18 protein-coding genes, 1 pseudogene and 1 riboswitch are annotated in these 22,081 nt (G+C 62.1%); of the genes and pseudogenes, 7 read left to right on the plus strand and 12 right to left on the minus strand.

Annotated elements, in window-relative coordinates; genetic code table 11:
- The first annotated feature begins 14 nt into the window (after nucleotides 1–14).
- On the plus strand, nucleotides 15–413 hold the full coding sequence (locus tag DC522_RS02715; RefSeq protein ID WP_165820023.1) for a GNAT family N-acetyltransferase: 399 nt from the start codon (nucleotides 15–17) through the stop codon (nucleotides 411–413).
- Here DC522_RS02715 and nagA read toward each other — a convergent pair.
- From nagA to thiB, 7 genes are all read right to left on the minus strand, one after another.
- Nucleotides 410–1,546 (minus strand): N-acetylglucosamine-6-phosphate deacetylase, encoded by a 1,137-nt coding sequence (gene nagA / locus DC522_RS02720; RefSeq protein ID WP_116527142.1) that lies wholly within the window; start codon nucleotides 1,544–1,546, stop codon nucleotides 410–412. The genes DC522_RS02715 and nagA overlap by 4 nt on opposite strands.
- A complete protein-coding gene (locus tag DC522_RS02725; RefSeq protein WP_116527143.1) occupies nucleotides 1,546–2,595 on the minus strand; it encodes an SIS domain-containing protein in 1,050 nt (349 codons plus the stop codon). Before DC522_RS02725 ends, nagA begins: the two co-directional genes overlap by 1 nt.
- A complete protein-coding gene (locus DC522_RS02730) occupies nucleotides 2,582–3,364 on the minus strand; it encodes a GntR family transcriptional regulator (protein WP_116527144.1) in 783 nt (260 codons plus the stop codon). Before DC522_RS02730 ends, DC522_RS02725 begins: the two co-directional genes overlap by 14 nt.
- A complete protein-coding gene (locus tag DC522_RS02735; RefSeq protein ID WP_116527145.1) occupies nucleotides 3,361–4,242 on the minus strand; it encodes a BadF/BadG/BcrA/BcrD ATPase family protein in 882 nt (293 codons plus the stop codon). Before DC522_RS02735 ends, DC522_RS02730 begins: the two co-directional genes overlap by 4 nt.
- A 229-nt stretch (nucleotides 4,243–4,471) precedes the next feature.
- Complete coding sequence (locus DC522_RS02740) at nucleotides 4,472–5,173, minus strand: ATP-binding cassette domain-containing protein (protein WP_116527146.1); 702 nt, start codon at nucleotides 5,171–5,173, stop codon at nucleotides 4,472–4,474.
- Nucleotides 5,160–6,734 carry an ABC transporter permease subunit gene (locus DC522_RS02745; RefSeq protein WP_165820024.1) on the minus strand — a complete coding sequence of 525 codons (1,575 nt, stop codon included), beginning with the start codon at nucleotides 6,732–6,734 and terminating at the stop codon, nucleotides 5,160–5,162. The genes DC522_RS02740 and DC522_RS02745 overlap by 14 nt, the downstream gene beginning before the upstream one ends.
- Nucleotides 6,735–6,743: 9 nt before the next feature.
- Complete coding sequence (gene thiB / locus DC522_RS02750) at nucleotides 6,744–7,748, minus strand: thiamine ABC transporter substrate binding subunit (RefSeq protein ID WP_116527148.1); 1,005 nt, start codon at nucleotides 7,746–7,748, stop codon at nucleotides 6,744–6,746.
- Nucleotides 7,749–7,816: 68 nt separating this feature from the next.
- Nucleotides 7,817–7,923, minus strand: a riboswitch (TPP riboswitch).
- A gap of 133 nt (nucleotides 7,924–8,056) precedes the next feature.
- Between thiB and solA the strand changes: the two genes are divergently transcribed.
- Nucleotides 8,057–9,235, plus strand: a complete 1,179-nt coding sequence (solA, locus tag DC522_RS02755; protein ID WP_116527188.1) for an N-methyl-L-tryptophan oxidase — start codon at nucleotides 8,057–8,059, stop codon at nucleotides 9,233–9,235.
- Between the two features lie 121 nt (nucleotides 9,236–9,356).
- Here the strand turns inward: solA and DC522_RS02760 are convergent, their stop codons facing one another.
- Nucleotides 9,357–11,711 carry a Tex family protein gene (locus DC522_RS02760; RefSeq protein WP_116527149.1) on the minus strand — a complete coding sequence of 785 codons (2,355 nt, stop codon included), beginning with the start codon at nucleotides 11,709–11,711 and terminating at the stop codon, nucleotides 9,357–9,359.
- 196 nt (nucleotides 11,712–11,907) lie between these two features.
- On the opposite strand from DC522_RS02760, the gene DC522_RS02765 reads away from it, so the two are divergent.
- The 5 genes and pseudogenes from DC522_RS02765 to DC522_RS02780 all read left to right on the plus strand — a co-directional run bounded on the left by DC522_RS02765 (nucleotide 11,908) and on the right by DC522_RS02780 (nucleotide 18,228).
- Nucleotides 11,908–13,224, plus strand: coding sequence for an Hsp70 family protein (locus tag DC522_RS02765; protein ID WP_116527150.1), 1,317 nt, complete (start codon nucleotides 11,908–11,910; stop codon nucleotides 13,222–13,224).
- A gap of 74 nt (nucleotides 13,225–13,298) precedes the next feature.
- Nucleotides 13,299–16,085: a phosphoenolpyruvate carboxylase gene (gene ppc, locus DC522_RS02770; RefSeq protein ID WP_116527151.1), complete on the plus strand. Its 2,787-nt coding sequence runs from the start codon at nucleotides 13,299–13,301 to the stop codon at nucleotides 16,083–16,085.
- A gap of 112 nt (nucleotides 16,086–16,197) precedes the next feature.
- A pseudogene (locus DC522_RS34580) lies at nucleotides 16,198–16,365 on the plus strand (plasmid stabilization protein); the annotation flags it as partial.
- Between the two features lie 139 nt (nucleotides 16,366–16,504).
- Nucleotides 16,505–17,431, plus strand: a complete 927-nt coding sequence (locus DC522_RS02775) for a dihydrodipicolinate synthase family protein (RefSeq protein ID WP_116527152.1) — start codon at nucleotides 16,505–16,507, stop codon at nucleotides 17,429–17,431.
- Nucleotides 17,432–17,448: 17 nt separating this feature from the next.
- A complete protein-coding gene (locus DC522_RS02780; RefSeq protein ID WP_116527153.1) occupies nucleotides 17,449–18,228 on the plus strand; it encodes an SDR family oxidoreductase in 780 nt (259 codons plus the stop codon).
- A 43-nt stretch (nucleotides 18,229–18,271) separates the two neighbouring features.
- On the opposite strand, the gene chrA is transcribed toward DC522_RS02780, so the two are convergent.
- From chrA to DC522_RS35350, 4 genes are all read right to left on the minus strand, one after another.
- On the minus strand, nucleotides 18,272–19,672 hold the full coding sequence (gene chrA, locus DC522_RS02785) for a chromate efflux transporter (protein WP_245443925.1): 1,401 nt from the start codon (nucleotides 19,670–19,672) through the stop codon (nucleotides 18,272–18,274).
- A 1-nt stretch (nucleotide 19,673) separates the two neighbouring features.
- Complete coding sequence (locus tag DC522_RS02790; protein ID WP_116527190.1) at nucleotides 19,674–20,498, minus strand: sulfurtransferase/chromate resistance protein; 825 nt, start codon at nucleotides 20,496–20,498, stop codon at nucleotides 19,674–19,676.
- A 143-nt stretch (nucleotides 20,499–20,641) separates the two neighbouring features.
- The gene (locus DC522_RS02795; protein ID WP_116527154.1) at nucleotides 20,642–21,406 is read right to left on the minus strand and encodes a TIGR00730 family Rossman fold protein; all 765 of its coding nucleotides are present in this window, start codon (nucleotides 21,404–21,406) and stop codon (nucleotides 20,642–20,644) included.
- 460 nt (nucleotides 21,407–21,866) lie between these two features.
- Nucleotides 21,867–22,081: hypothetical protein (locus DC522_RS35350; RefSeq protein ID WP_205769475.1), on the minus strand; the 215-nt coding region annotated here is incomplete at its 5' end.

Here is a 22,081-nt window from a genome sequence, read left to right on the forward strand (position 1 = left end):
TGGCTCTGGCTGAGGTGGCAGCGAGATCTTACTGCGCAGCCTTCGCAACGATCCTGGAGCCGGAGGTGCTCGCAACCCGCAATGCCGCCTTCTTCGCCGAGCGCTTCCGCTCATCGCGCGAGCGTATGTTGCTCGCAGAGGAGAATGGCAAAATCGCAGGCTTCCTGCTGATGGCGGATGGCCATATCGACATGCTTTTCATGGACCCTGCCGTCAGTGGGCAGGGTGGCGGGGCACGGCTTCTTGAAGCGGCCGAAAAACGAGGCGCGAAAAGCCTGGAGTGCTTCCGAGACAATCACGGAGCGCGCCGCTTCTATGAACGCCACGGTTGGCGTGTCACGCGCGCCTACGAGCGCGAGTTTGCAGGGCGCAACCGCAGTTTCGTTTTTTACGAGAAGGGGGCAGCGGCTTAAGACAGGCTCTCCCCGCCGATCCAGGTCTCCTGCACATGGAGGCCTTCGTCGAGCAGCACGAGGTCGGCGCGGAAGCCCGGAGCGATGCGTCCGAGTTCGTGGTCCAATCTCAGGAAGGTTGCCGGCGCGAGAGACGCCATGCGCAGCACGTCGGGCAGGCCGAGACCAAGCCGTTCCACAGAGTTTCGCACGGCGCTCGCCATGTCGAGGTCAGAGCCCGCGAGAGTTCCATCCTCCGTTGTGAGCCGGCCGTCCTTGCGATAGATCGTGCGGCCATGGAGCTCGAAGCTCCTCATGTCCGTTCCGGTCACTGACATGGCATCCGTCACCAGCATCATCCGCTCTGTGCCTTTGGCGGCGATGGCAAGACGCAGGGCGGGATCGCTCACATGGTGCCCGTCCACGATGAGCCCGCACCAAGTGTCGCGATTGTCGAGGGCGGCGCCGACCGGGCCGGGATCGCGCCCGGCGAGCGGCGGCATGGCATTGTAAAGATGCGTGAAGCCCCGGAGACCGTGATGGAAGGCTTCCATCACGGTCTCGTAATCACTTGCCGTATGGCCTGCACAGACGAGGACGCCGGCTGCAGCCAGTTTCGCAATCGACTCCATGCTGTTGCGCTCAGGAGCCAGCGTCACAAGGGTGCAGCCCTCCTTCAGAGCGCGCAGGATGTCCAGGTCTTCCTCCTCCATCGGCCGGATGAAGCTGGCGTTGTGAACGCCCTTGCGCTCAGGGCTGATGAAGGGGCCTTCAAGGTGAATGCCGAGCACGCCCGGGATGCGCATGAAGAGCGCTGATCGCATGGCTTCGACGGCCTCGGCCATCTTCTCGCGCGTATCGGTGATGAAGGTGGGCAGAAGACCCGTGGTACCGTATTTGCGATGCGCGGCGGCAATGGTCTTGAGACCCTCCGCATTGCGCATATCGTTGAACAGCACACCGCCGCCGCCATTCACCTGCACGTCGATGAAGCCCGGCGCAAGCAGTCCTGCCACCGCACGCCGGCGGATCCCTGCGCCAAGATCCCGCTCCTGCGGGACGGCAATGATGCGGCCGTTCTCGATGACGACGGCGCGGCCTTCGAGCATATGCGTGCCGTCGAAGACGCGGGCACCTGTCAGGGCAATCGGCATCAAACCGTCTCCGTCACTTTGCGCAGGCGCGGCGGGTTGTCCGGGTTGCGGCCGCGCGCCAGGGCAATGGCATTCACGAGAGGATAGAAGCTCTGGATCATGGCGATCGGAGCAAGATAGGGATGCACATCCTCGACCGAGGGCAGCATGACCGTCGCGGGCCCTTCGGCTGCGCCGGCGACGACGACAGGGATGCCCTGCTCGTTGAGCTTGGTGACGAGATCATTCACGCCGCTCAGGGTCTCATCGCGCTGGCTCAAGACAAGGATCGGGAAGTGATCGCCCGCCAGGGTCCACGGTCCATGCATCAATTCAGCTGCGCTCATGGCCTCCGCGTGGACACCTGAGGTTTCCTTCAGCTTGAGCGCTGCTTCCTGTGCCACAGCGAAGCCGACGCCGCGTCCGACGACGAAGAGATTATTCGCCTGAGACAATTCGGGAAGCGCCGCAGACCAGTCGATGGCAGCAGCCCTGGCAAGGACATCCGGCAGGGTATCGAGGGCTGCAAGCAGGTCCTGGTCCTGCGACCAGTGCGCCACCAGCTGAAAGCCTGCGGCGAGCGCTGCGATGAACGATTTTGTCGCCGCAACACTCTTTTCTGGCCCTGCATGGAGCGGCAGCACGACCTCGCAGGTAGAGGCCAGCGGCGACGTCGTGTCGTTGACGAGTGCCACCGTCAATGCACCATCATCGCGGCCGGCTTGTGCAAGGTTGAGAATGTCCGGGCTGCGGCCCGATTGCGAGACGGCGAGGAACAACGCATCGCGCATGCGAGGGCGAGCCTCATACACCGATGTCACGGAGGGGCCGACGGAAGCGGTGACGAGACCGGAGTGGATCTCGAGCAGGTATTTGACGAAGGTTGCCGCATTGTCCGAGCTCCCGCGAGCGCAGGTGACGGCGAACGGTGGAGGTGATCTGCGAAGGCGCTCACCGAGATCTCGACATAGAGTCGCGTTGCTGGCGAGCAGGTGCGCCACCACCTGCGGCGCCTCGCGAGCCTCGCTCAGCATGGCGGTCATGGAAGAATTCGAATCAGGCATCATCATGCGACATCCGCTCGGGCGGGCTGATGGTCAGCTCGGCCACGAAATCATAGGCATCGCCCCGGTAATAGGACGAGGTGAACTCGACGACTTCGCCCGTGGCCGTGAACGAGCGGCGCTCGATGTAAAGGGCAGGGCTCTGAGGTGGAACGTGGAGCAGGGTCGCCTGTTCCTCGTTCAGCAGCACCGCATGAAGCCGCTGCAAGGCGCGGGTCGGCATATAGCCTTGTTCATGCAGCGCGGCGTAAAGCGATTGCTTCACCAGGCTGGGGTCCGGCAGGAAGCGAGACGGGATCACCGCATGCTCGATGGCCATGGGAATGTCGTTGGCCATGCGCAAACGATTGATGCGGCTCACGCTCTCGCCGGGAGAGAGGCCCAGCGCCATCAGCTCATCAGGCGAGGCTTGACCGGTGGAGCGGTTCAACAGAACGGCGGAAGATTGCAGGCCACGCGCGGACATATCGTCCGTAAAGCTCGACAGGCGCGAGAGCGGTTGCTCCAGACGCATCTGCGGCGCAATGAAGGTGCCCGACCCCCAGCGCTGAACGAGCACACCCTTCTTCACCAGCCCCGTAATGGCCTTGCGCACGGTCACGCGCGAGATGCCGAGTTGCTTGGCGAGATCGCGCTCGCCGGGAAGAGCATCGTCTGCTTTCAGCGAACCTTTGCGGACAGCATCCTCGATGGATTGCTGAAGCTGGAGGTAGAGCGGTGTGGGGTTGGACTCATCCAGCGGAAGAGCAAGACCTGCAGTGGCGTGGTCACTCATGGCTGCCTCCGAGACGAGGCAATCCGCCCCAGAAGAATGGCCCCATCCAGGGCATCCGCCTGAGGCGGCACAATTGTTTGTTGAACCGGCGGCGGCAACCAGGGCCTTAAAGGCTCCGCCAAGCCGCCGAACAGGCACAGAGCCGGCGCGCCGAGTTCGAGCAGGCGCGTCGCGATGCGCGTGGCGTCGGCGGCTGCATCCTCCATCAGGGCCATGCCCAATGGATCGCGCCGGTTGGCGTATTCGAGAACCAGCGGCGCATAGCGCGCGTAATCGCCGGGGCGGGCGCTGCCGACCCAATCGACGAGCGTCTCGAGATCATCGTTGAACTGGGCCAACAGCGCATCCGAGAGCGGGGAGGACGGTGCACGCCCATCATGCGCCCAGACGCAGCGGCGCAGAAGTTCCCGTCCGATGTAAGCTCCGCTGCCTTCGTCGGAAATCTCGAAGCCCCAGCCGCCCACATAGCGGCATTGCCCGTTCACGCCGCCATAGCCGCACGAGCCCGTGCCCAGGATCAAAATGGCGCCATCGCCCCCATTGAAGGCCCCGAGCCAGGCAGTGTGCGCATCCGTATCGATGGCGAAAGAGGCGAAGGGATTGGGGCGGGAGAGAAGCCGCTCGACAGCGGTCGCTTGCCCTGCGCCGGCTGCCCCCATGCCGGCATGTATTGTCTTGAGGTCGCCCTCCTGCAATCCGGCTTTGGCCAGCGCTTCACGACAGGCTGTCAGAATGGAGTTCCAGACCAGATCGGGATCGAGGCGAATATTCGACGGGCCACCCGTGCCTTCTCCCAGCAAGGCACCATCGGCATCTCGAAGCCGCGCCCGGCATTTCGTACCGCCGCTATCGATGCCGAGGAAAAGAGGGTTGCTCATGGGGAAAGGAGTTCTCGGGGTCGCAAGCTATCGAACTTTTATAATGCCACTTAATATCCAGTTCGTGAAGGGGCGTGGCAAACCCATACCCAGGCTTTCATCAGCGATGTCCTAAGCAGATTGGCGGAGTGACGCCATCACCACGAACACGATGCTGGCACAGAATATTAGCTGGTTTGCCGGCGATACCAGTATGAGGTCACTTGAAGCAAAAGACCTCTGGTGCGCTTCAGGTATTGGAAACCGCAGCGGCAATCCTTGGAGCGAGGGAGCCGTGAAGAATGGCGGAGGGCTTGCCGGAGGCGATCACCCTGCCATCGGCGACGAAGACCATCTGGTCGGCCAAGTCGGCCACATCCTCGGGCGTGTGGATCGTCATGAGGATGGTGACGGGGCGTTTCCGGCGCAGCTCGCCGACGAGCTGGACCATGTCTCGGCGTAAACCTGGATCGAGGCTGCTGAAGGGTTCGTCGAGCAGAATCAGCGGGCGGCCAGACACGAGCGCACGCGCCAGCGCCACGCGCTGCCGCTGCCCACCCGACATCTCGCCGGGCTTTCGCGTGCCGAAGCCCTTCAAGCCCACGGCTTCAAGCATCTCCTCGATGAGCGCTTGCTCATCGTTGGACATGCGTAGCGAGGGGCGGATGCCCAGAGCGACGTTCTGCGCAGCTGTCAGATGCGGGAAGAGATTGTGATCCTGGAACACGATGGCGACGGGCCGCTTCGCCGGTTCGAGCGGCAGCAAGTTCACTCCATCGAAGGTGAGCGTGCCGCTCTCCGGCGTCTCAAAGCCTGCGATCATGTGCAGCAAGGTCGTCTTGCCGCCACCCGAGGGGCCGATGACGGCGCAGAGCGCGCCGCTCTTCACGCTCATGGTGTAGTCGGCCGTGAAATCCGGCCAAGTGAGGCGGCAGTTTTCAATCACCAGCATGGGACAAGCGACCTGAAACATGAGCGAGGAGAAAGGCGACGAGCACGATCAAGAGGCCGATGGCCGATGCTTCTTCGAGCCGGTACGCCCCCAGATTCTCGAACAGAAGATAGGGCAGGGTGATGAGTTCCTGTCCGCCGAACAGGGCAATAATACCGAAATCGCCGAAGGAGAGCGCCATGGCCAATGCGAAGGCCGCCCCGAAGGGGCGCTTGAGCAAAGGCCAATCCATGATGGTGAGTTTATTGAGGCCCGTGATGCCGAGCGAAGCCGCCACGCGGCCGTAGCGTTCTTCCGCTGTCAGAAGGCGAGGGGCGAGAGAGCGATAGGCGAAGGGAATGGCGGCTAGGCCATTGACGAGCGGCAGAAGAACGATCCCGATCGAGGAAGGATCGGCAAAGCGCCGTGCCATGAGAAACAGCCCCGCCGTCAGCGCGAAAGGTGGCACGGCAAGCAGTGTATTGGGGAGAAAGTCATAGAAAGCGGCGATGCGAGGAGAGCGCAGGACGACGCGCCAGCGCCGCGCGGCGGACGCGAGCGCAAGCGCGAGAATACAGGCAATCGCTGCAGCAACGACCGCAATCACGATGCTCGTCATGAAGGCCTGCACAAGATCAGCGTCGATGACATCGGTTATATGGCTCAGCCCACTCAGCAGGCTCAGAGCCAGAGGGGTGATGAAAACCGTTCCTGCCGACAGCACGACAGTATCGAGAATTTTCAGGCGTCCGTCTCGTGCATCGGGACGCTGGATCAGGCCCCGAATGGTGTGGGCCGTGGGAGGCCTCTTCAGAGCCCAAGTGAGAAGACCGGTCAGCGTCAGGCAGATGACCAGCTGGATCAGGGAGAGCCAGGCCGCACGGCCGAAATCGAGGTCGATCTTGAGCGCTTCATAGATGGCAACCTCGAGAGTGGACCGGCTCGGTCCTCCGCCGAGCGCCAGCACGATGGCGAAGCTCTTGAAGCACAGCAGGAACACGAGCCCTGCCAAACCGGGTAGTTCTGCGCGCAGAACGGGCCAGTCGAGATGGCGAAAAATCTGTGTGGGTGTGAACCCGAAAGCCGACGCAAGACGCCAATGTTCCGCAGGCACGAGGCTCAGCGAATCGAGAAGAATGCGGGCCACGAAGGGTGCATTCAGAAAAACATGTGCGATGAGGATGCCGGGATAACCGAAGATGCTGAAGCTGTCCTTCCATCCGAGAAAGGACAACATATCGGCAATCCAGCCGCTGCGCCCATAGACGGCGAAGACCGCAAAGACGGCGACGATGGTGGGGATCACCATCGTGGTGCCCAGGAGCGCCAGAACCATGTCTCGCGCCGGAAAGCGGCGGCGTGCCAGCGCGAGCGCCAAGGCCGTCCCAAGCGCGAGGGAGAGAATGGTGGAAAGAGCGGCCTGGATGATGGAGAAAGCGAGGATGCGCCACAAATAGGGACCGATGGAGAAGAGCGCTGGCTTCTCTCCACCGACGGTCGCAAGAGCAAGGAAGCCGCCCACAACCAGGGCCACGATGGCAAAAGCCACGAGGCTTCCAGGATGGGGCAGCTTTCCCGTCATGATCATGCGTCAGCGCGCGGTGGCGTTGAGCCATGTGTCGGTGAAGGCACGGCGATTCTGCTGTACTTCCTCAGGCGTGAACAGCAGGGCCTTCTGAGGTTGCACCAGGTCTTTGAAGGAGGGCGGCAGTCCCGATGCCGGATTCTTGGCCGGCATCATCCAGTTGCCTTCGGGCATGGCGGACTGGAAAGGCTCGCTCAACACAAAGGCCATGAACTTCTTGGCAAGCTCCGGCTGCTTCGACGTGCGCGTCATTCCGGCAAGCTCCACGTGCAGGTAGTGTCCCTCGGCGAAGGCTGCCGCCTTGTAGTTGTCCTTCTTCTCTGCGGAGATGTGATAGGCCGGCGACGTGGTGTAGGACATCACCATATCCGCTTCGCCTTTCAGGAACAGACCATAGGCCTCCGACCATCCCTTCGTGAAGGTCACGATGCGCGGCTTCAACTGCGTCCAGGCCTCGCCTGCCTTGTCGCCATAGACCTTCTGCACCCAGAGCAGCAAGCCGAGGCCCGGAGCACTGGTGCGCGGATCCTGCAGCACCACCTTCGGACCGTTGGGATCCTCGACAAGCTCTTTCAGGCTCTTGGGCGGATTGGGCAACTTGTTGGCATCGTAGACGAAAGCGTAATAGCCCCAGTCGAACGGGATGAAGGTGTCGTCACTCCAGGAGATCGGAAGGGACAGGTCCTTCACATCCGCTCCATGCGGCGCAAAGAGGTTGAGCGACTTGGCTTCAGCCGCAAGGTTCATGTCGAGGCCGACGACCACATCGGCCTTCGTGTCGTTGCCTTCGAGGCGCAGGCGTCCGACAAGGCTGCCCGCGTCTTCCGCCGTTACCCAGTTGAGCTCGCAGCCGCAGGTTGCCTCAAAGCGCTCCTTGACCGTCTTGCCCGGACCGTACTTTCCGGCAAACGAGCTGTAGGTGTAGACCGTCAGAACGGGTTTGCTCTGCGCGAAAGCGACAGTTGTCGCCAGGCAAAGCGAGGCAAGTGTGAGAAGAGGTCGGCGTAACATCAAGGTTGCTCCCATGCATGATGCAAGCCGGGTTGGCGGCACAACTCGCACGGGGCACAGCTTTCTCTGCGATGTCGCATGCTCATTCCCTCCGCCGGCATGACCCGGATCAGGTTCGACGGGTCGGCGGCCCAGCCACCTCTCAGCCTCGTATGAGGCTCCCCGTGAGACAAAATGGGTTCTAGAGCAGTTCGCCGCATGACACAAGATGACGACTGGGTCGTCCGACCTGGGGCTGTGTCGCGTTGCCCTTACGGCAGGAATTCGATTCTGTTTGGATTAGAAAGACCTTATGGATGTTGCGCACGATGAGCCTCCCCCAATCTTTTGATGTTGCCGTCATCGGACTCGGTGCCATGGGCTCTGCCGCCCTCTACCAATTGGCCAAGCGCGGCGTGAGGGCTGTCGGCATCGATCGCTTCGCTCCGCCTCATGACCAGGGTTCGACCCATGGCGAGACGCGGATCACCCGCCAAGCCATCGGCGAAGGCGAGGTCTATGTGCCGCTTGCGCTACGCTCCAATGAGATCTGGAGAGAGTTGGAGACTGAGACCGGCGAGCGACTTCTCACGCAGAACGGGTGCCTGATCGTGGAAACGACCAACCCTGTTTCCAACGGCACGATCCGCGCGGCATTCCTGGCGCGCACGCAGAAAGCAGCGATAGCCTACAACATTCCTCACGAGATGCTGGATGCGGCGGAGATCCGCCGTCGGTATCCGCAGTTCACGCCGCGCGAGGACGAGATCGGTTATTTCGAGCCAGGCGGAGGCTATCTCAATCCCGAACGCTGCGTCGCTGTCCAGTTGGAGCGCGCACGTGGTCTCGGAGCCCTGACGCAACTTGGAACGCGCGTGCTCTCCGTAGCACCAGATGGTGATGGCGTGCGGGTCGTCACGGAGCAGGGTGAGCTTTTGGCCGCACAGGCGATCATCTCCGCTGGATCCTGGGCGCCCTCGCTGCTGGGAGGCCCTTTCACGCAGTTGCTCGCTCCCAGCCGCCAGGTCATGCACTGGTTCGAGGTCGATCCCGATTACGCGGAGCATTGGGCTAAGAGCCCGGTCTTCATCTGGTCGCATGGACCAAGCCCCAATGATTTCTTCTACGGTTTCCCATCCTTGAGCGGCAGCAACGCCATCAAGACAGCCGGTGAGCAATATGATGCGTTCGTTCATCCCGATGAGATCGAGCGGACCGTCACTCCCGCAGAATCCGCGGCCATGCGCAGCGGGCACCTGGCAGGCCGCGTCCAGGGCTTGAGGCCCAATGCTCAGCGAGCCGTGACCTGTCTTTATACCGTTACCCCTGATTCCAACTTCGTAATCGACCGACATCCCGAAAGTGATCGCATCCTCGTGGTCTCTCCCTGTTCGGGACACGGCTTCAAGCATTCCGCGGCCATCGGCGAAGTCGCTGCGCAATGCGTCGTCGATGGCAAAAGTACGATTGATATCTCCGCTTTTGGTCTCGCACGGTTCGGAACCTGATAAGCCAGAGGGCTTCCGCAGGAACCGTCGATTCCCACGCAGCGCGGGCGAAGCTCGCATGAGAGGCGAAAGCCTCGCTCTCATGCGATAACGATATTCGCCGTCTCTTCCTGAGAGACGATCAGCGCCGCGCCTTCTTGTCCTTCCCCGAGGATCCCAGTGCGGCACGGCGCAGCGCATCCGCCAAGGCGCCTCCGGATGCTGCCAAACCTGCCGAAGTCGCCGGTTTCTTCTCCGATTGAGAACGATGCTTCTGGAAAGCGCCACGGTTCTCGTCGGAGCGGCCGGTCGGACGTTTCTTCGCAGGGTCGCTCATGCGCATCGTCAGCGAAATGCGCTTGCGCGGAATGTCGACCTCGAGCACCTTCACCTTTACGATGTCGCCGGGCTTCACCACGTCGCGCGGATCTTTCACGAAGGTGTCAGACAGAGCGGAGATATGCACGAGGCCGTCCTGGTGAACGCCGATATCGACGAAGGCGCCGAAAGCGGCGACGTTCGTCACGACGCCTTCCAGCATCATGCCGGGCTTCAGATCGCTGATCTTCTCGACACCTTCCATGAAGGTGGCGGTCTTGAACTCGGGACGAGGATCGCGGCCCGGCTTTTCGAGCTCGGAGAGGATATCCTTCACGGTCGGCACGCCGAACTTCTCGTCCGTGAAGCTCTCAGGCTTGAGCTTCTTCAGCACGCCGCCATTGCCGATCAGGAGCTTGATGTCGCTCTTCGTCGATTCGAGAATGCGACGCACGACGGGATAGGCTTCCGGGTGAACGCCTGAGGCATCGAGCGGATCGTCCCCATTCGGAATGCGGAGGAAGCCCGCTGCCTGCTCGAAGGTCTTCGGGCCGAGGCCCGGTACATCGCTCAGCGCCTTACGGGTCTTGAAGGGGCCTTTGGCGTTGCGGTACTCGACGATGTTCTTCGCCACCCATTCGCCGAGACCCGAGACGCGTGAGAGAAGCGGAGCGGAGGCGGTGTTGAGATCGACGCCTACCCCGTTCACGCAATCTTCCACCACGGCATCAAGAGAGCGCGAGAGTTTGTATTCGGCGAGATCGTGCTGGTACTGGCCGACGCCGATGGATTTGGGATCGATCTTCACCAGCTCCGCCAGGGGATCCTGCAGGCGGCGTGCGATGGAGACTGCACCGCGCAAGGAGACATCGAGATCCGGCAGTTCCTGGCTGGCATATGCGGAAGCCGAATAGACGGAAGCGCCTGCTTCCGAAACCATGATCTTGGTGAGCTTCAGGTCCGGGTGCTTGGTCACCAGCTCGCCCGCCAGCTTGTCGGTCTCCCGCGAGGCGGTGCCATTGCCGATGGCGATCAGTTCCACCTTGTGTACGCGGCACAGGCGCGCGAGCGTCGCAAGGGATTCATCCCATTGGCGCCTCGGCTCGTGCGGATAGATCGTGTCGGTCGCAACGACTTTGCCCGTAGCGTCTACCACGGCGACCTTCACGCCCGTGCGATAGCCTGGATCGAGCCCGAGCGTCGGGCGTGTGCCGGCGGGAGCCGCGAGCAGAAGATCGCGCAGGTTACCGGCGAAGACCTTCACCGCTTCATCCTCGGCGATCTGCCAGAGCTTCATCTTCATGTCGAGCTCGATGGAAAAGCGCAGCTTCGTGCGCCAAGCCCAGCGCACGGTATCGAGAAGCCACCTGTCGCCGGGGCGGCCCTGATCGGCGATGCCGAAAGCAAGAGCCGTACGGCCCTCGTAGCGGCTGACATAGCCGGGCTCTGCCGCATCCTTGTCCTCTTCCATCCGCAGATCGAGGACCTCTTCCTTCTCTCCGCGGAAGAGCGCGAGAATACGGTGGGAGGGGAGCTTGGTGAGAGGCTCCGAAAAATCGAAATAATCGGCGAACTTCGCGCCGTCCGTCTGCTTGCCGTCCCGGACCTTGGACGTCAGGCTGCCGCGCTCCCAATAGATCTCGCGCAACGCGCCCAGCAGCTCCGCGTTTTCCGCGAAGCGCTCAACGAGAATGGCGCGCGCGCCTTCAAGGGCCGCTTCAGGTGTGGCAACCTCCTTCTCCGCATTCACGAAAGCGACGGCTGCTTCCTTCGGATCGCGCTGCGGTTCAGCGAGAATGAGATCCGCGAGCGGTTCGAGGCCCGCCTCCTTGGCGATCTGGGCCTTGGTGCGGCGCTTGGGCTTGTAGGGGAGATAAAGATCTTCGAGGCGCGCCTTCGTGTCGGCATTGTTGATCTGCAGCGCCAGCTCGTCGGTGAGCTTGCCCTGCTCGCGGATGCTGTCGAGAATCGTCTTGCGGCGGTCTTCCAGCTCGCGCAGGTAGCGGAGGCGCTCCTCCAGAGTGCGCAGCTGGGTGTCGTCCAGGGTTCCAGTGACTTCCTTGCGGTAGCGCGCGATGAAGGGCACGGTCGCGCCACCATCGAGCAACTCGACGGCCGCCTTGACCTGCCACTCCTGCACATTGAGTTCGTTCGCAATGCGCTGACCGATGGAAAGCATGGACTTCTCCGCAACAAGCTTAGGCGCGGCTTCTACGGTGGACGAGCCCCTCGGGTCAACGGCCTATCCCCAGCCCCGGGGTCGCACTGCCCTATGGGAAGGGGTGAGGCAAAGATTCCTTGAAAAACCACTTGGCTCTTCAGGTCAAGGCGTATAGACCGTCCGGCCCTTCAGCCAGAACTCCCCAGGTTCTCCCATGTCCGCTTCGCACGATCTTTCCATCGGTATTGATTTCGGCACCAGCAATACGGTGGTCGCGGTTGCTGATTCGCGCGGGCATGTCGAGGCGCTGACCTTCGAGCATGGCGGGGAGCGCCTCAAGGTCTATGTCACGGCTCTCTGCTTCTGGGACGAGCGCCACGGCAATGGCCTGCGCACGCAGGTCGAGGGCGGTCCGTGGGCCATCGAGCAGTTTCTTGAGGGCTTGGACCCCCACCGCTTCATCCAGTCCTTCAAGACCTTCGCTGCCAGCGCGACGTTTCAGGAGACCCGCATCTTCCGCGACCGGTATCGCTTCGAGGATCTGCTGAGCACGTTCCTGCGCACCCTCGTGCGGCATGGCGGCGCGCGGGTCGATTGGGGCGTGCCCCATGTGGTCATCGGTCGCCCGGTGCAGTTCGCGGGCTACAACCCCGACGACGATCTCGCCATGCAACGCTATCGCGCCGCCTTCGGCAAACTCGGTGCCGATCACGCGCGCTATGTCTATGAGCCGGTCGGGGCCGCCTTCTTCTATGCGCGCCAGCTCAATCACGACTCGACCGTTCTGGTCGCGGATTTCGGTGGCGGCACCAGCGACTTTTCGATCATGCGCTTCTCGCGCCAGGATGGCGTTTTACGCGCGGAGCCGTTGGGTCATTCGGGCATCGGCATCGCAGGCGATGCCTTCGACTACCGCATTGTCGATCATGTGGTCTCGCCTCAGCTCGGGAAGGGTGGGCTCTATCGCTCCATGGGAAAGACGCTGTCGATCCCCAACCACTACTATGCCAATTTCGCGCGCTGGAATCAGCTCGCCATGATGAAGAGCAGCGGCGATTTGAAGGAATTGCGCGAGCTCGCCAAGGTGGCGCTCGAGCCCGAGCCGCTGGAAAAGTTCATCGACATCATCGAATACGATCTGGGCTTTGCCCTTTACCGTGCGGTGTCCGCCGCGAAGGTGGCACTGTCGCGCCACGAGGAGACGGAGTTCCGCTTCAAAGGAGAGAGCGTCGATATCAAGGCGCGCATCACCCGAGCCGATTTCGAAGGCTGGATAGCGGAGGATGTCAGGCGTATTGCCGGGACCGTGGACGAGGCGCTCGCCAATTCCGGCGTTTCGGCCTCTGAGATCGACAAGGTATTCCTCACCGGCGGCACCTCCTTCGTCCCCGCCATCCGCCGCCTCTTCGTAGAGCGCTTCGGGGAGGGGAGGCTGACCTCGGCCGACCAGTTCGAGTCCATCGCCTATGGCCTCGCTTTGATCGGCCAGAGCCCGGATCCGGGCCGTTGGGCCGTTGGAGGTGAGATTTAAGAAGATGCTTGCCGTCAGAGGGAGATCGGGCATTATCTCGCATCGCACAATTTGTCCGAGCGGGAGCCAGTCCCTTGTCCTTGATCAATCCCGATGTCACGCCTGAAAAGGACCTTCCGCTACGCGACGATATCCGGCTCCTGGGCCGGCTTCTCGGCGATACGATCCGCGAGCAGGAAGGCGAGGCGGTCTACGAGATCGTGGAGCGCATCCGCCAGACCTCGATCCGCTTCCACCGGGATGAGGATGAGGCGGCCCGCAAGGAACTCGAGACGATCCTGAACAGCCTCTCGCGCGGCCGCACCAACCAGATCATCCGCGCCTACAGCTATTTCTCGCATCTGGCGAATATCGCCGAGGACCAGCACCATGTGCGCCGGTCCCGAGCCCATGCCATGGCGGGAGCGCACGCCATGGCGGCACCCGAGCCGCGCGAGGGCACCCTCGCGCGGGCTCTGAAGCTCTCGCAGGAAGCCGGCGTCAGCCAGGCCGCGATGCAGGCTTTCTTCGCATCGGCCCTGGTCGTGCCGGTGCTGACCGCGCATCCGACCGAGGTGCGCCGCAAGAGCACCATCGACCGTGAGATGGAGATCTCCCAGATCCTTGCCCAGCGCGACCGCCATGAGCTGACGCCTGAGGAAAGGGCTGCTACGGAGGAGGGCATTCGCCGGGCAGTTCTGACTCTGTGGCAGACCAGCATTCTGCGTCGCAACCGCCTGAAGGTGATCGACGAGGTCGTGAACGGCCTCTCCTACTACGACTATACCTTCTTCAAGGAGCTGCCGCGGGTCTATGCCTCGCTGGAGGATCAGCTCGCGGCCACGGACCCCGTCTGGCAGAATGTCGAGATCCCCTCCTTTCTGCGCATGGGCAGCTGGATCGGCGGTGACCGCGACGGCAATCCCTTCGTGACGGCGGATGCGCTCAAGCAGGCGCTTCTCCTGCAGAGCAAGCACGCCCTCGGCTTTTATCTGGAAGAGCTGCACTGCCTTGGTGGCGAGCTGTCGCTCGATGAGCGCTACGTGAACGTCTCCGAGCAGGTTCGGGAGCTGGCGAAAGCCTCGCCCGATATCTCACCTCACCGGCAGGACGAGCCCTATCGCCGAGCGATCTCGGGCATGTATGCGCGCCTTGCCGCAACGGCCATCAGCTTCGGTCATGGCGATGTGGCACGCCACGCGGTAGGCGAGGCTCCGGCCTATGGCGGCGTGGAGGAGTTTTTAGGCGACCTCTCGGTGATCCACCGTTCGCTGCTTTCAAACGGCTCCGGATCACTCGCGCGTGGACGCCTGCGCCGCTTGCGCCGCGCAGTCGATGTCTTCGGCTTCCATCTCGCAAGCCTCGATCTTCGTCAGAACTCCGACGTGCATCAGCGAGTCGTGGCGGAGCTGTTCGCGAAAGCCGTTCCGGGAACAGCTTATGAGACACTCTCGGAAGAGAAGCGTGTTGCACTGCTTCTCGAAGAACTGAGGACACCACGCCTCCTGACCTCGCCTTATCTCGAATACTCGCAGGAAACGACCTCGGAACTCGCCATCGTCCATGAGGCGGCTGAAGCGCATCGGCGCTACGGGCAGGCGGCCGTACCAAACTATGTGATCTCCAAGGCGAGCGATCCGTCCGACATTCTGGAGGTCGCGCTTCTTCTGAAGGAGGCAGGTCTTCTGCGTTCGCGCGAAGGGGAGATGGCTGTCAACATCATCCCGCTCTTCGAGACCATCGCGGATCTGCGGAACTGCAGCCGCGTCATGGACGATCTCTTCGCGCTGCCCGACTACATGCGCTTCCTGCGCAGCCGCGGTCAGGCTCAGGAGGTGATGCTCGGCTATTCCGACAGCAACAAGGATGGGGGCTATCTTACGTCTGGCTGGGAGCTCTACAAGGCTGAGACTGAACTCGTTGATGTGTTCAGGCGCCACGGCGTTGCACTTCGTCTCTTCCACGGGCGCGGCGGCTCCGTGGGTCGTGGCGGCGGCCCAAGCTATCAGGCGATACTCGCGCAGCCGGGTGGGGCCGTGCAGGGTGCGATCCGCATTACCGAACAGGGCGAGGTGATCGCGGGCAAATACTCGAACCCCGATCTTGGACGGCGCAATCTGGAAATCCTTGCGGCTGCGACTCTGGAAGCCTCTCTGCTTCATTCAGGTCAATTTGCGCCGCGCGACGAGTATCTCAAGGCGATGGAGGAACTCTCCGAGAGCGCCTACAAGGCCTATCGCGCCCTCGTCTACGAAACAGAGGGCTTCGAGCGCTACTTCTGGGAATCGACGGTGATCGGCGAGATCGCCCATCTCAACATCGGCAGTCGCCCGGCCTCTCGTACGAATTCACGCCGCATTGAGGACCTGCGCGCCATTCCCTGGGTGTTCGGCTGGGCGCAGTGCCGCCTCATGCTGCCGGGCTGGTACGGCTTCGGCTCCGCCGTCGATGCCTTCCTGGAGAAGCACCCGGATACAGGCCTTGCGCTGCTGCAGGAGATGTATCGCGAGTGGCCCTTCTTCCAGGCGCTCTTGTCGAACATGGACATGGTGCTCGCCAAGAGCAACATCGCCATTGCCTCGCGCTATTCCAAGCTCGTGGAGGATGAGGCCCTGCGCGAAGCCATCTTCCCGCGCGTGAGACGCGAGTGGGAGGATTCAATCAAGACGCTGTTGGCCATCATGGAGCAGCAATCTCTGCTCGACAGGAACCCGCTGCTCGCACGCTCCATCCGCAACCGCTTCCCTTATCTCGACCCGCTGAACCATCTGCAGATCGAGCTGCTGAAGCGTCACCGTTCCGGTGATGCCGACGAGCAGGTGGTTCAGGGCATTCACCTTTCCATCAACGGCATCGCAGCAGGCCTGCGCAACAGCGGCTGACGGGCGCAGGCCGGAACCCCGGCCCGGCCCCTTTGGTTGAAAATCGGATGAGCCTGGACCAGCCTTTCGGAGGCGGGCTCAGGCTTGGCGGTTCTAACCATAGGAGAGAACCATGCCCCGTGGTGACAAGTCGGCTTACACCGACAAGCAGAAGCGCAAGGCCGAGCATATCGAGGAATCCTACGAGAGCCGTGGCGTCTCGGAGAAGGAAGCCGAGCGGCGTGCCTGGGCAACCGTCAACAAACAGGAGGGCGGTGGCAAGAAGAGCGGCTCCGGACGGCACTAGGCGGGTCGGCGGCGCCTGAGGCCCCAGATTCTCTACATGCCTTCCATGCACCGGTATGAGGGTAATTGGCCCATATGACCGGTGCATTCGGCGGCGGGGCCGTGTATGGAAAGGGCAGGTACAAAACCCTTCCATGGAGGAAACTTTGCTCACGAGCTCTGCCGCCGGCGTCTATGTTATCTGTCCCACGCCTTTTGAGGGCGATGGGCGACTGGATGTGGCCTCCACGGACCGCATGGTCGAGGCGTATCTCAAGGCCGGCGCCACGGGCCTCACGATCCTCGGCATCATGGGCGAGGCGCCGAAGCTCGCGGCTGACGAGTCGCAGGCCTTCGTTCGTCAGGTCATGAAAGCCGTGGCTGGACGCGTTCCGGTCATCGTCGGGGTGTCGGCCGCAGGCTTTGCTGCCATGTCGGCGCTCTCCGCCAAGGCCATGGATGCGGGGGCCGCAGGCGTGATGATCGCGCCGCCTTCGACGCTCAAGACCGACGATCAGATCGTCACCTATTACGCCGATGCGGTGGAGGCGATCGGTGCCGATGTGCCTTTCGTGATCCAGGATTACCCGCTCACCACGAACGTGGTCATGACGCCGAAGGTGATCATGCGCATCATCGAGCAGAACCCGTCCTGCGTCATGCTCAAGCACGAGGATTGGCCGGGCCTCGATAAGATCACGACCCTGCGCCGCGCGAGCGACAAGGGTGAGGTGCGCCGCGTCTCGATTCTCTGCGGCAATGGCGGCCTGTTCCTTCCCTTCGAGATGGAGCGTGGTGCCGACGGCGCGATGACGGGCTATGCCTATCCGGAGATGCTCGTGGGCGTCGTCAACCTGATCAAACAGGGCAAGCGCAAGGAGGCGCACGACCTCTTCGATCGCCACCTGCCGCTGGTGCGCTATGAGACGCAGCCCGGTGTGGGTCTTGCCGTTCGCAAATACGTCCTGAAGAAACGCGGAATCATCGCGCACGACACGCTGCGCAAGCCTGGGCCGAAGCTGAGCCCGGAGACGATTTCGGAAATCGATTGGCTGATGCAGCGCATCGAGCGCTCGGAATGACAAGGAGCCTGAAAAGCATGAAGACAGGGTTGGACGGAAAGCGCGCGCTCGTTCTCGGCGCGAGCAAGGGGCTAGGCTTCGGCATCGCTCAAGGGCTGGCGGAAGAGGGCGCGCGCGTCGCCATCGCAAGCCGCACCATGGAAGGCTCGAAGGCCGCCGCCGACAAGATCGGCCGCGATGTGCTGCCCTTCATTTGCGACACGGGCAAGGTCGATCAGGTCGATGCTCTTGCCAAGGATGTTACGGCTGCTTTCGGCGGCGTCGACATTCTCGTGCTCAACAGTGGTGGTCCGCCCCCCGGCAAGGCGCAGGGCGTGTCCTCCGATCAATGGCGGCAGTCGTTCGATGCGATGTTCGTCAATCTCGTGCGCATCGCGGACCAATTGCTGCCGGGCATGATCGAGCGCAAGTTCGGACGTATCATTTCGGTGATCTCGTCGGGCGTCATTCAGCCGATCCCGAACCTTGCCATCTCCAATGCTATCCGGCCGGCTCTCGTGGGCTGGGGCAAGACGCTGTCGAGCGAAGTTGCGGCCTCCGGCGTGACTGTCAATGCCATCGCGCCGGGTCGCATCACAACCGATCGCCTGAAGCAGCTCGATGCGGCGAATGCCGAACGCACGGGCCGCTCTGTGGAGGACGTGGCTGCAGCCGCGCGTGCTGGTATTCCGGCGGGCCGCTATGGCGAGATCGAGGAGTTTGCGGCGGCTGCCGTGTTCCTTGCCAGTGAGAAGGCCTCGTTCATCACCGGATCAATCCTGCGCGTCGATGGCGGACAGATTTCGTCGGTGACGTAATTTGTCTAACGGGAGAGGCAGCATCCTGCCTCTCTCTTCGCCGTCAGGAAATCGCTCCGGCTGCGTAAAGAGCAATGCCGGCTGCAGATGTGGCAGCCAGAGTCGGCAGCATGCCGATCTTGAAGCGGAACATGGCGACGATTGCAGCTGCCGCGAGCAGGAGCGCCCAGATGTTCACGCTCTCCCACACTGGCACATCAAGGGCGACAGGACCCCATGCAAAGGCATGAACCTCACGAAAGATCGTGTGGATGCCGAACCAGATCGCAAGATTGAGGATGACTCCGACAACCGCCGCCGTGATGGCCGAGAGTGCGCCGCTCAAAGCGCGGTTGCCACGCAGCACCTCGATATAGGGCGCGCCGAGGAAGATCCAGAGGAAACAGGGCGTGAAGGTCACCCAGGTGGTGAGCAGTCCGCCAAGCGTTCCGGCGATGAGCGGATGGAGTGTGCCTGGATCGCGGAACGCCGCCACGAAGCCTACGAATTGCAGCACCATGATCAGCGGCCCGGGCGTCGTTTCAGCCATGCCGAGGCCATCGAGCATCTCACCGGGTTTCAGCCAGCCATAAGTCTCGACAGCCTGCTGAGCGACATAAGCCAATACCGCATAAGCGCCGCCGAACGTCACCATCGCCATCTTTGAGAAGAACAGGGCGATCTGGCTGAAGACATTGTCTGCGCCGAGTGTGAGCAGGAGCGCAAAGACCGGCACCAGCCAGAGCGCGAGCCATAGAGCGGATACACGCAGGCTTCGCCAGTTGTCCGGGCGCGCATGGTCAGGGAGATCGTCGCCGAGCAAATCAGCGGATTCGGTTGTTTTGCTTGCGCCATTGTTGGCCGCTATGAACTGGGGCAGACCAGCTCTCGCGCCGAAAAATCCGACGAGGGCAGCGGCGAGAATAATGACCGGAAAGGGCACGCCGAGAAAGAAGATCGCGACAAAGGCCGCAGCGGCAAGCCCGATCATGATGCTGTTCTTCAGCGCGCGCTTTCCGATGCGCATCACGGCTTCCAGGACAATGGCGAGAACGGCCGCCTTCAACCCGAAAAACAGGGCCGCAACGAAGCCGACATTGCCATAAAGCGCGTAGATCCAGCTGAGGCCCATAATGGCGATGATGCCCGGCAGGATGAACAATCCGCCGGCCATCAGGCCGCCGAGGGTGCGGTGCATGAGCCAGCCGATATAGGTCGCAAGCTGCTGCGCCTCGGGGCCGGGCAGAAGCATGCAATAATTGAGCGCGTGCAGAAAGCGCTCCTCCGATATCCAGCGTTTCTCCTCGACGAGGATGCGGTGCATCACCGCGATCTGCCCCGCAGGCCCGCCGAAGCTGAGGGCTGCAACGCGCAGCCAGACCTGAAAGGCGTCGCCTATGGAGACGCCGTGACCGGGCCGGATCTGGATATCGCGTCTGTCCAAGGTTTGCATGGCCTCGTTCATCTCATGCTCCCGCCTTCTTTGAGGGCCAGTTGTGGGTTTCGTCCGTCGCATCCCTGCACCAGCGATAGAATGCGTCGTAGAGCGCGAGCCCTGCTTCGAGTTGGGCCAAGTCGTCCGAATACATGCGGGAAAGACCAAGGGAAGCGGCGAGCAAGCCGGGAGCTTCCGGTGCGAGATCGAGCCGTGCCGTGTCGGCTCCTCTGACAATCAGTGCAAGCCGTTTCAGGGGCTCCGTCCCGAGCCCGAACTCCTCGACCATGACGTCAAAAGTGCAGAGTTCGCCACGATGGCTCCAGAAAACGTCCTCGCCTTCGATATCGAAGGGAACCGCTCCAAAGTGCTTGGCAACACCCTCGACTTCCGATGGCGTGACAAACAGGAAAACGGCCCGGGGATCGACGAAGCGCCGGATCAGCCATGGACAGGCGATCCGGTCGATCTTGGGTCGCGACCGCGTCACCCAGACGGTTTGGCCCTGCGGATTTCGAGACGGCAGCTTGGCTTCGGGGACCATTGGCAAACCGGCCTGTGCCCATGCGACGGTGCCGCCCTCAAGCGAATCGGTAGGTATACCAAAGTGGCGTAGCCAAGCGGCAACGCCTTGGCCGAGTTTGAGGCCCTTCTGGCACACCACAATGGCATTTCGCCCTGTGAATTCCTGCGCCCAAGCGGTCACCTCCGCATAAGGCCGGCGAACCGATCCTGGGATCAGGCGGGGGTTGGTTTCGTAATCATCGTCGGTTCGAACGTCGATGATGGCCGGGCACTTGGGCGTGCCGATCAGACGAGCGAGCTTATCGATGGAAATGGTGTTGATTGACGACATAATGCATCCGTTGGGTTTGTTGCGGATGCGATGCTTGGGCATGTCGCCTCGTGGGGAGATCGCAATCCCCATGTGACATATTACATACGAATCGTGCAGGCTTTGTCAATTCAGGATAGATGAACGGGCCCAGCCGGATCGGTTCAGCCAGCAGGAACGAGGAGCCCGTTCTCAACCAGGGTTGCCCAGGTCTCCTCTGCGCTTTCTGCAAAATGAACGAGTTTGCGATCGTGCTCGCTCACCATGCCGTGCTCCAGCAGAGCATCGAATTTGATGATGGATCGCCAATAGGCCTTGTCGAAGAGGACGATGGGAAGAGCCGGATGCTTGCCGGTCTGGCGAAGGGTGAGGATCTCGAAAAGTTCGTCGAGCGTTCCGAACCCGCCTGGGAACACCACCAGCGCATTGGCGCGCATTGCGAGATGCATCTTGCGCATGGCGAAGTAGTGGAAGCGGAAGGTCAGATCCGGCGTCGAGTAAGGGTTGGGCTCCTGTTCGTGCGGCAGGGTGATATTGAAACCGATGGAAGGTGCCCCAACGTCGAAAGCGCCGCGATTGGCGGCCTCCATGATGCCTGGTCCGCCGCCCGTTGCGATAACGTTGTCACGAAGCCCGCCGCTGGATGTCAATGCGCCGCCGCGCTGTGAGGCGATGGCTCCGAAGGCCCGGGCCTCTCCATACCAGTAAGGATGCCGCCCTGGACCGTCCTCGCGAACGCGCGCGCTTCCGAACACGACGATGGTCGAGCGAACGCCCCAGATGCGCAGCTCCTCCTCGGCCTTGGCGTATTCCAGTTGGAAGCGGACGCCCCGCATGGAATCGCCCAGCAGGAAATCTTGGTCAAAGGCGGCCAAGCGGTAGGAGGGGGAGGCCATTTGCGCCGCGTTCGACGGCTTTTCGTTGTCCATGGGCAGGAGCTCCTGTGATCCTGCCCTGCGTAAAAGCATATCTTAAGCTGGCGGTTAAGAGCCTAGAGCTGTTTCCATTGACATGGAATCAGCTCTCTTGTTTGCCGGGCCGGATTTTTTGACGGTGAACCGGAGCCACTTCACCGAAAAATTGCTCTAACGGACCGGTCGGGAGCTCCTGGGGGCCGGATGGAGGAATTCCCACAGGTTCACCGGGGCTGGGCGCCTCGCTCGCCGTCTCGGGCGGGAGGCCGATGGGCTCACTGGGGCTCGGAAAGCCAGGAGGGCCGGGGTCCGACGCATGGGCTGGGGTGCCGGGTTGGGCACATCAGGTTGCGGCGTTGGGTTGGGTGTGTCGGACATGACCGGATCCCCGGTCATGGAAATGCTCCGGTTCGGAACGGGGGATCACCGGCCTTTGTTCCGAGTTGCATTCCATTGCGCAGCATCCGCTCTTTTATCACTGGGCTCTATCGTCAAGGTCGCTATATTCACGGCGAAGAAGGGCGATAGCGCCCTTGAGAACCTGAGGGAGCGCCTGCCTGTGAAACACCTGTCTTCGATGAGTGCCGCGGATGTCCTGCCGGTTGATGGTTGTCGGGGAGCCTTGGCGGGTCGTGTTTGGCGCCCCGGCCTGGGTCCGTGTGTCGTGGCTGTTCGGGAGGAGGGAGTATT

It is taken from the genome of Microvirga sp. KLBC 81 (genome assembly GCF_003075415.1).
GTDB lineage: Bacteria > Pseudomonadota > Alphaproteobacteria > Rhizobiales > Beijerinckiaceae > Microvirga.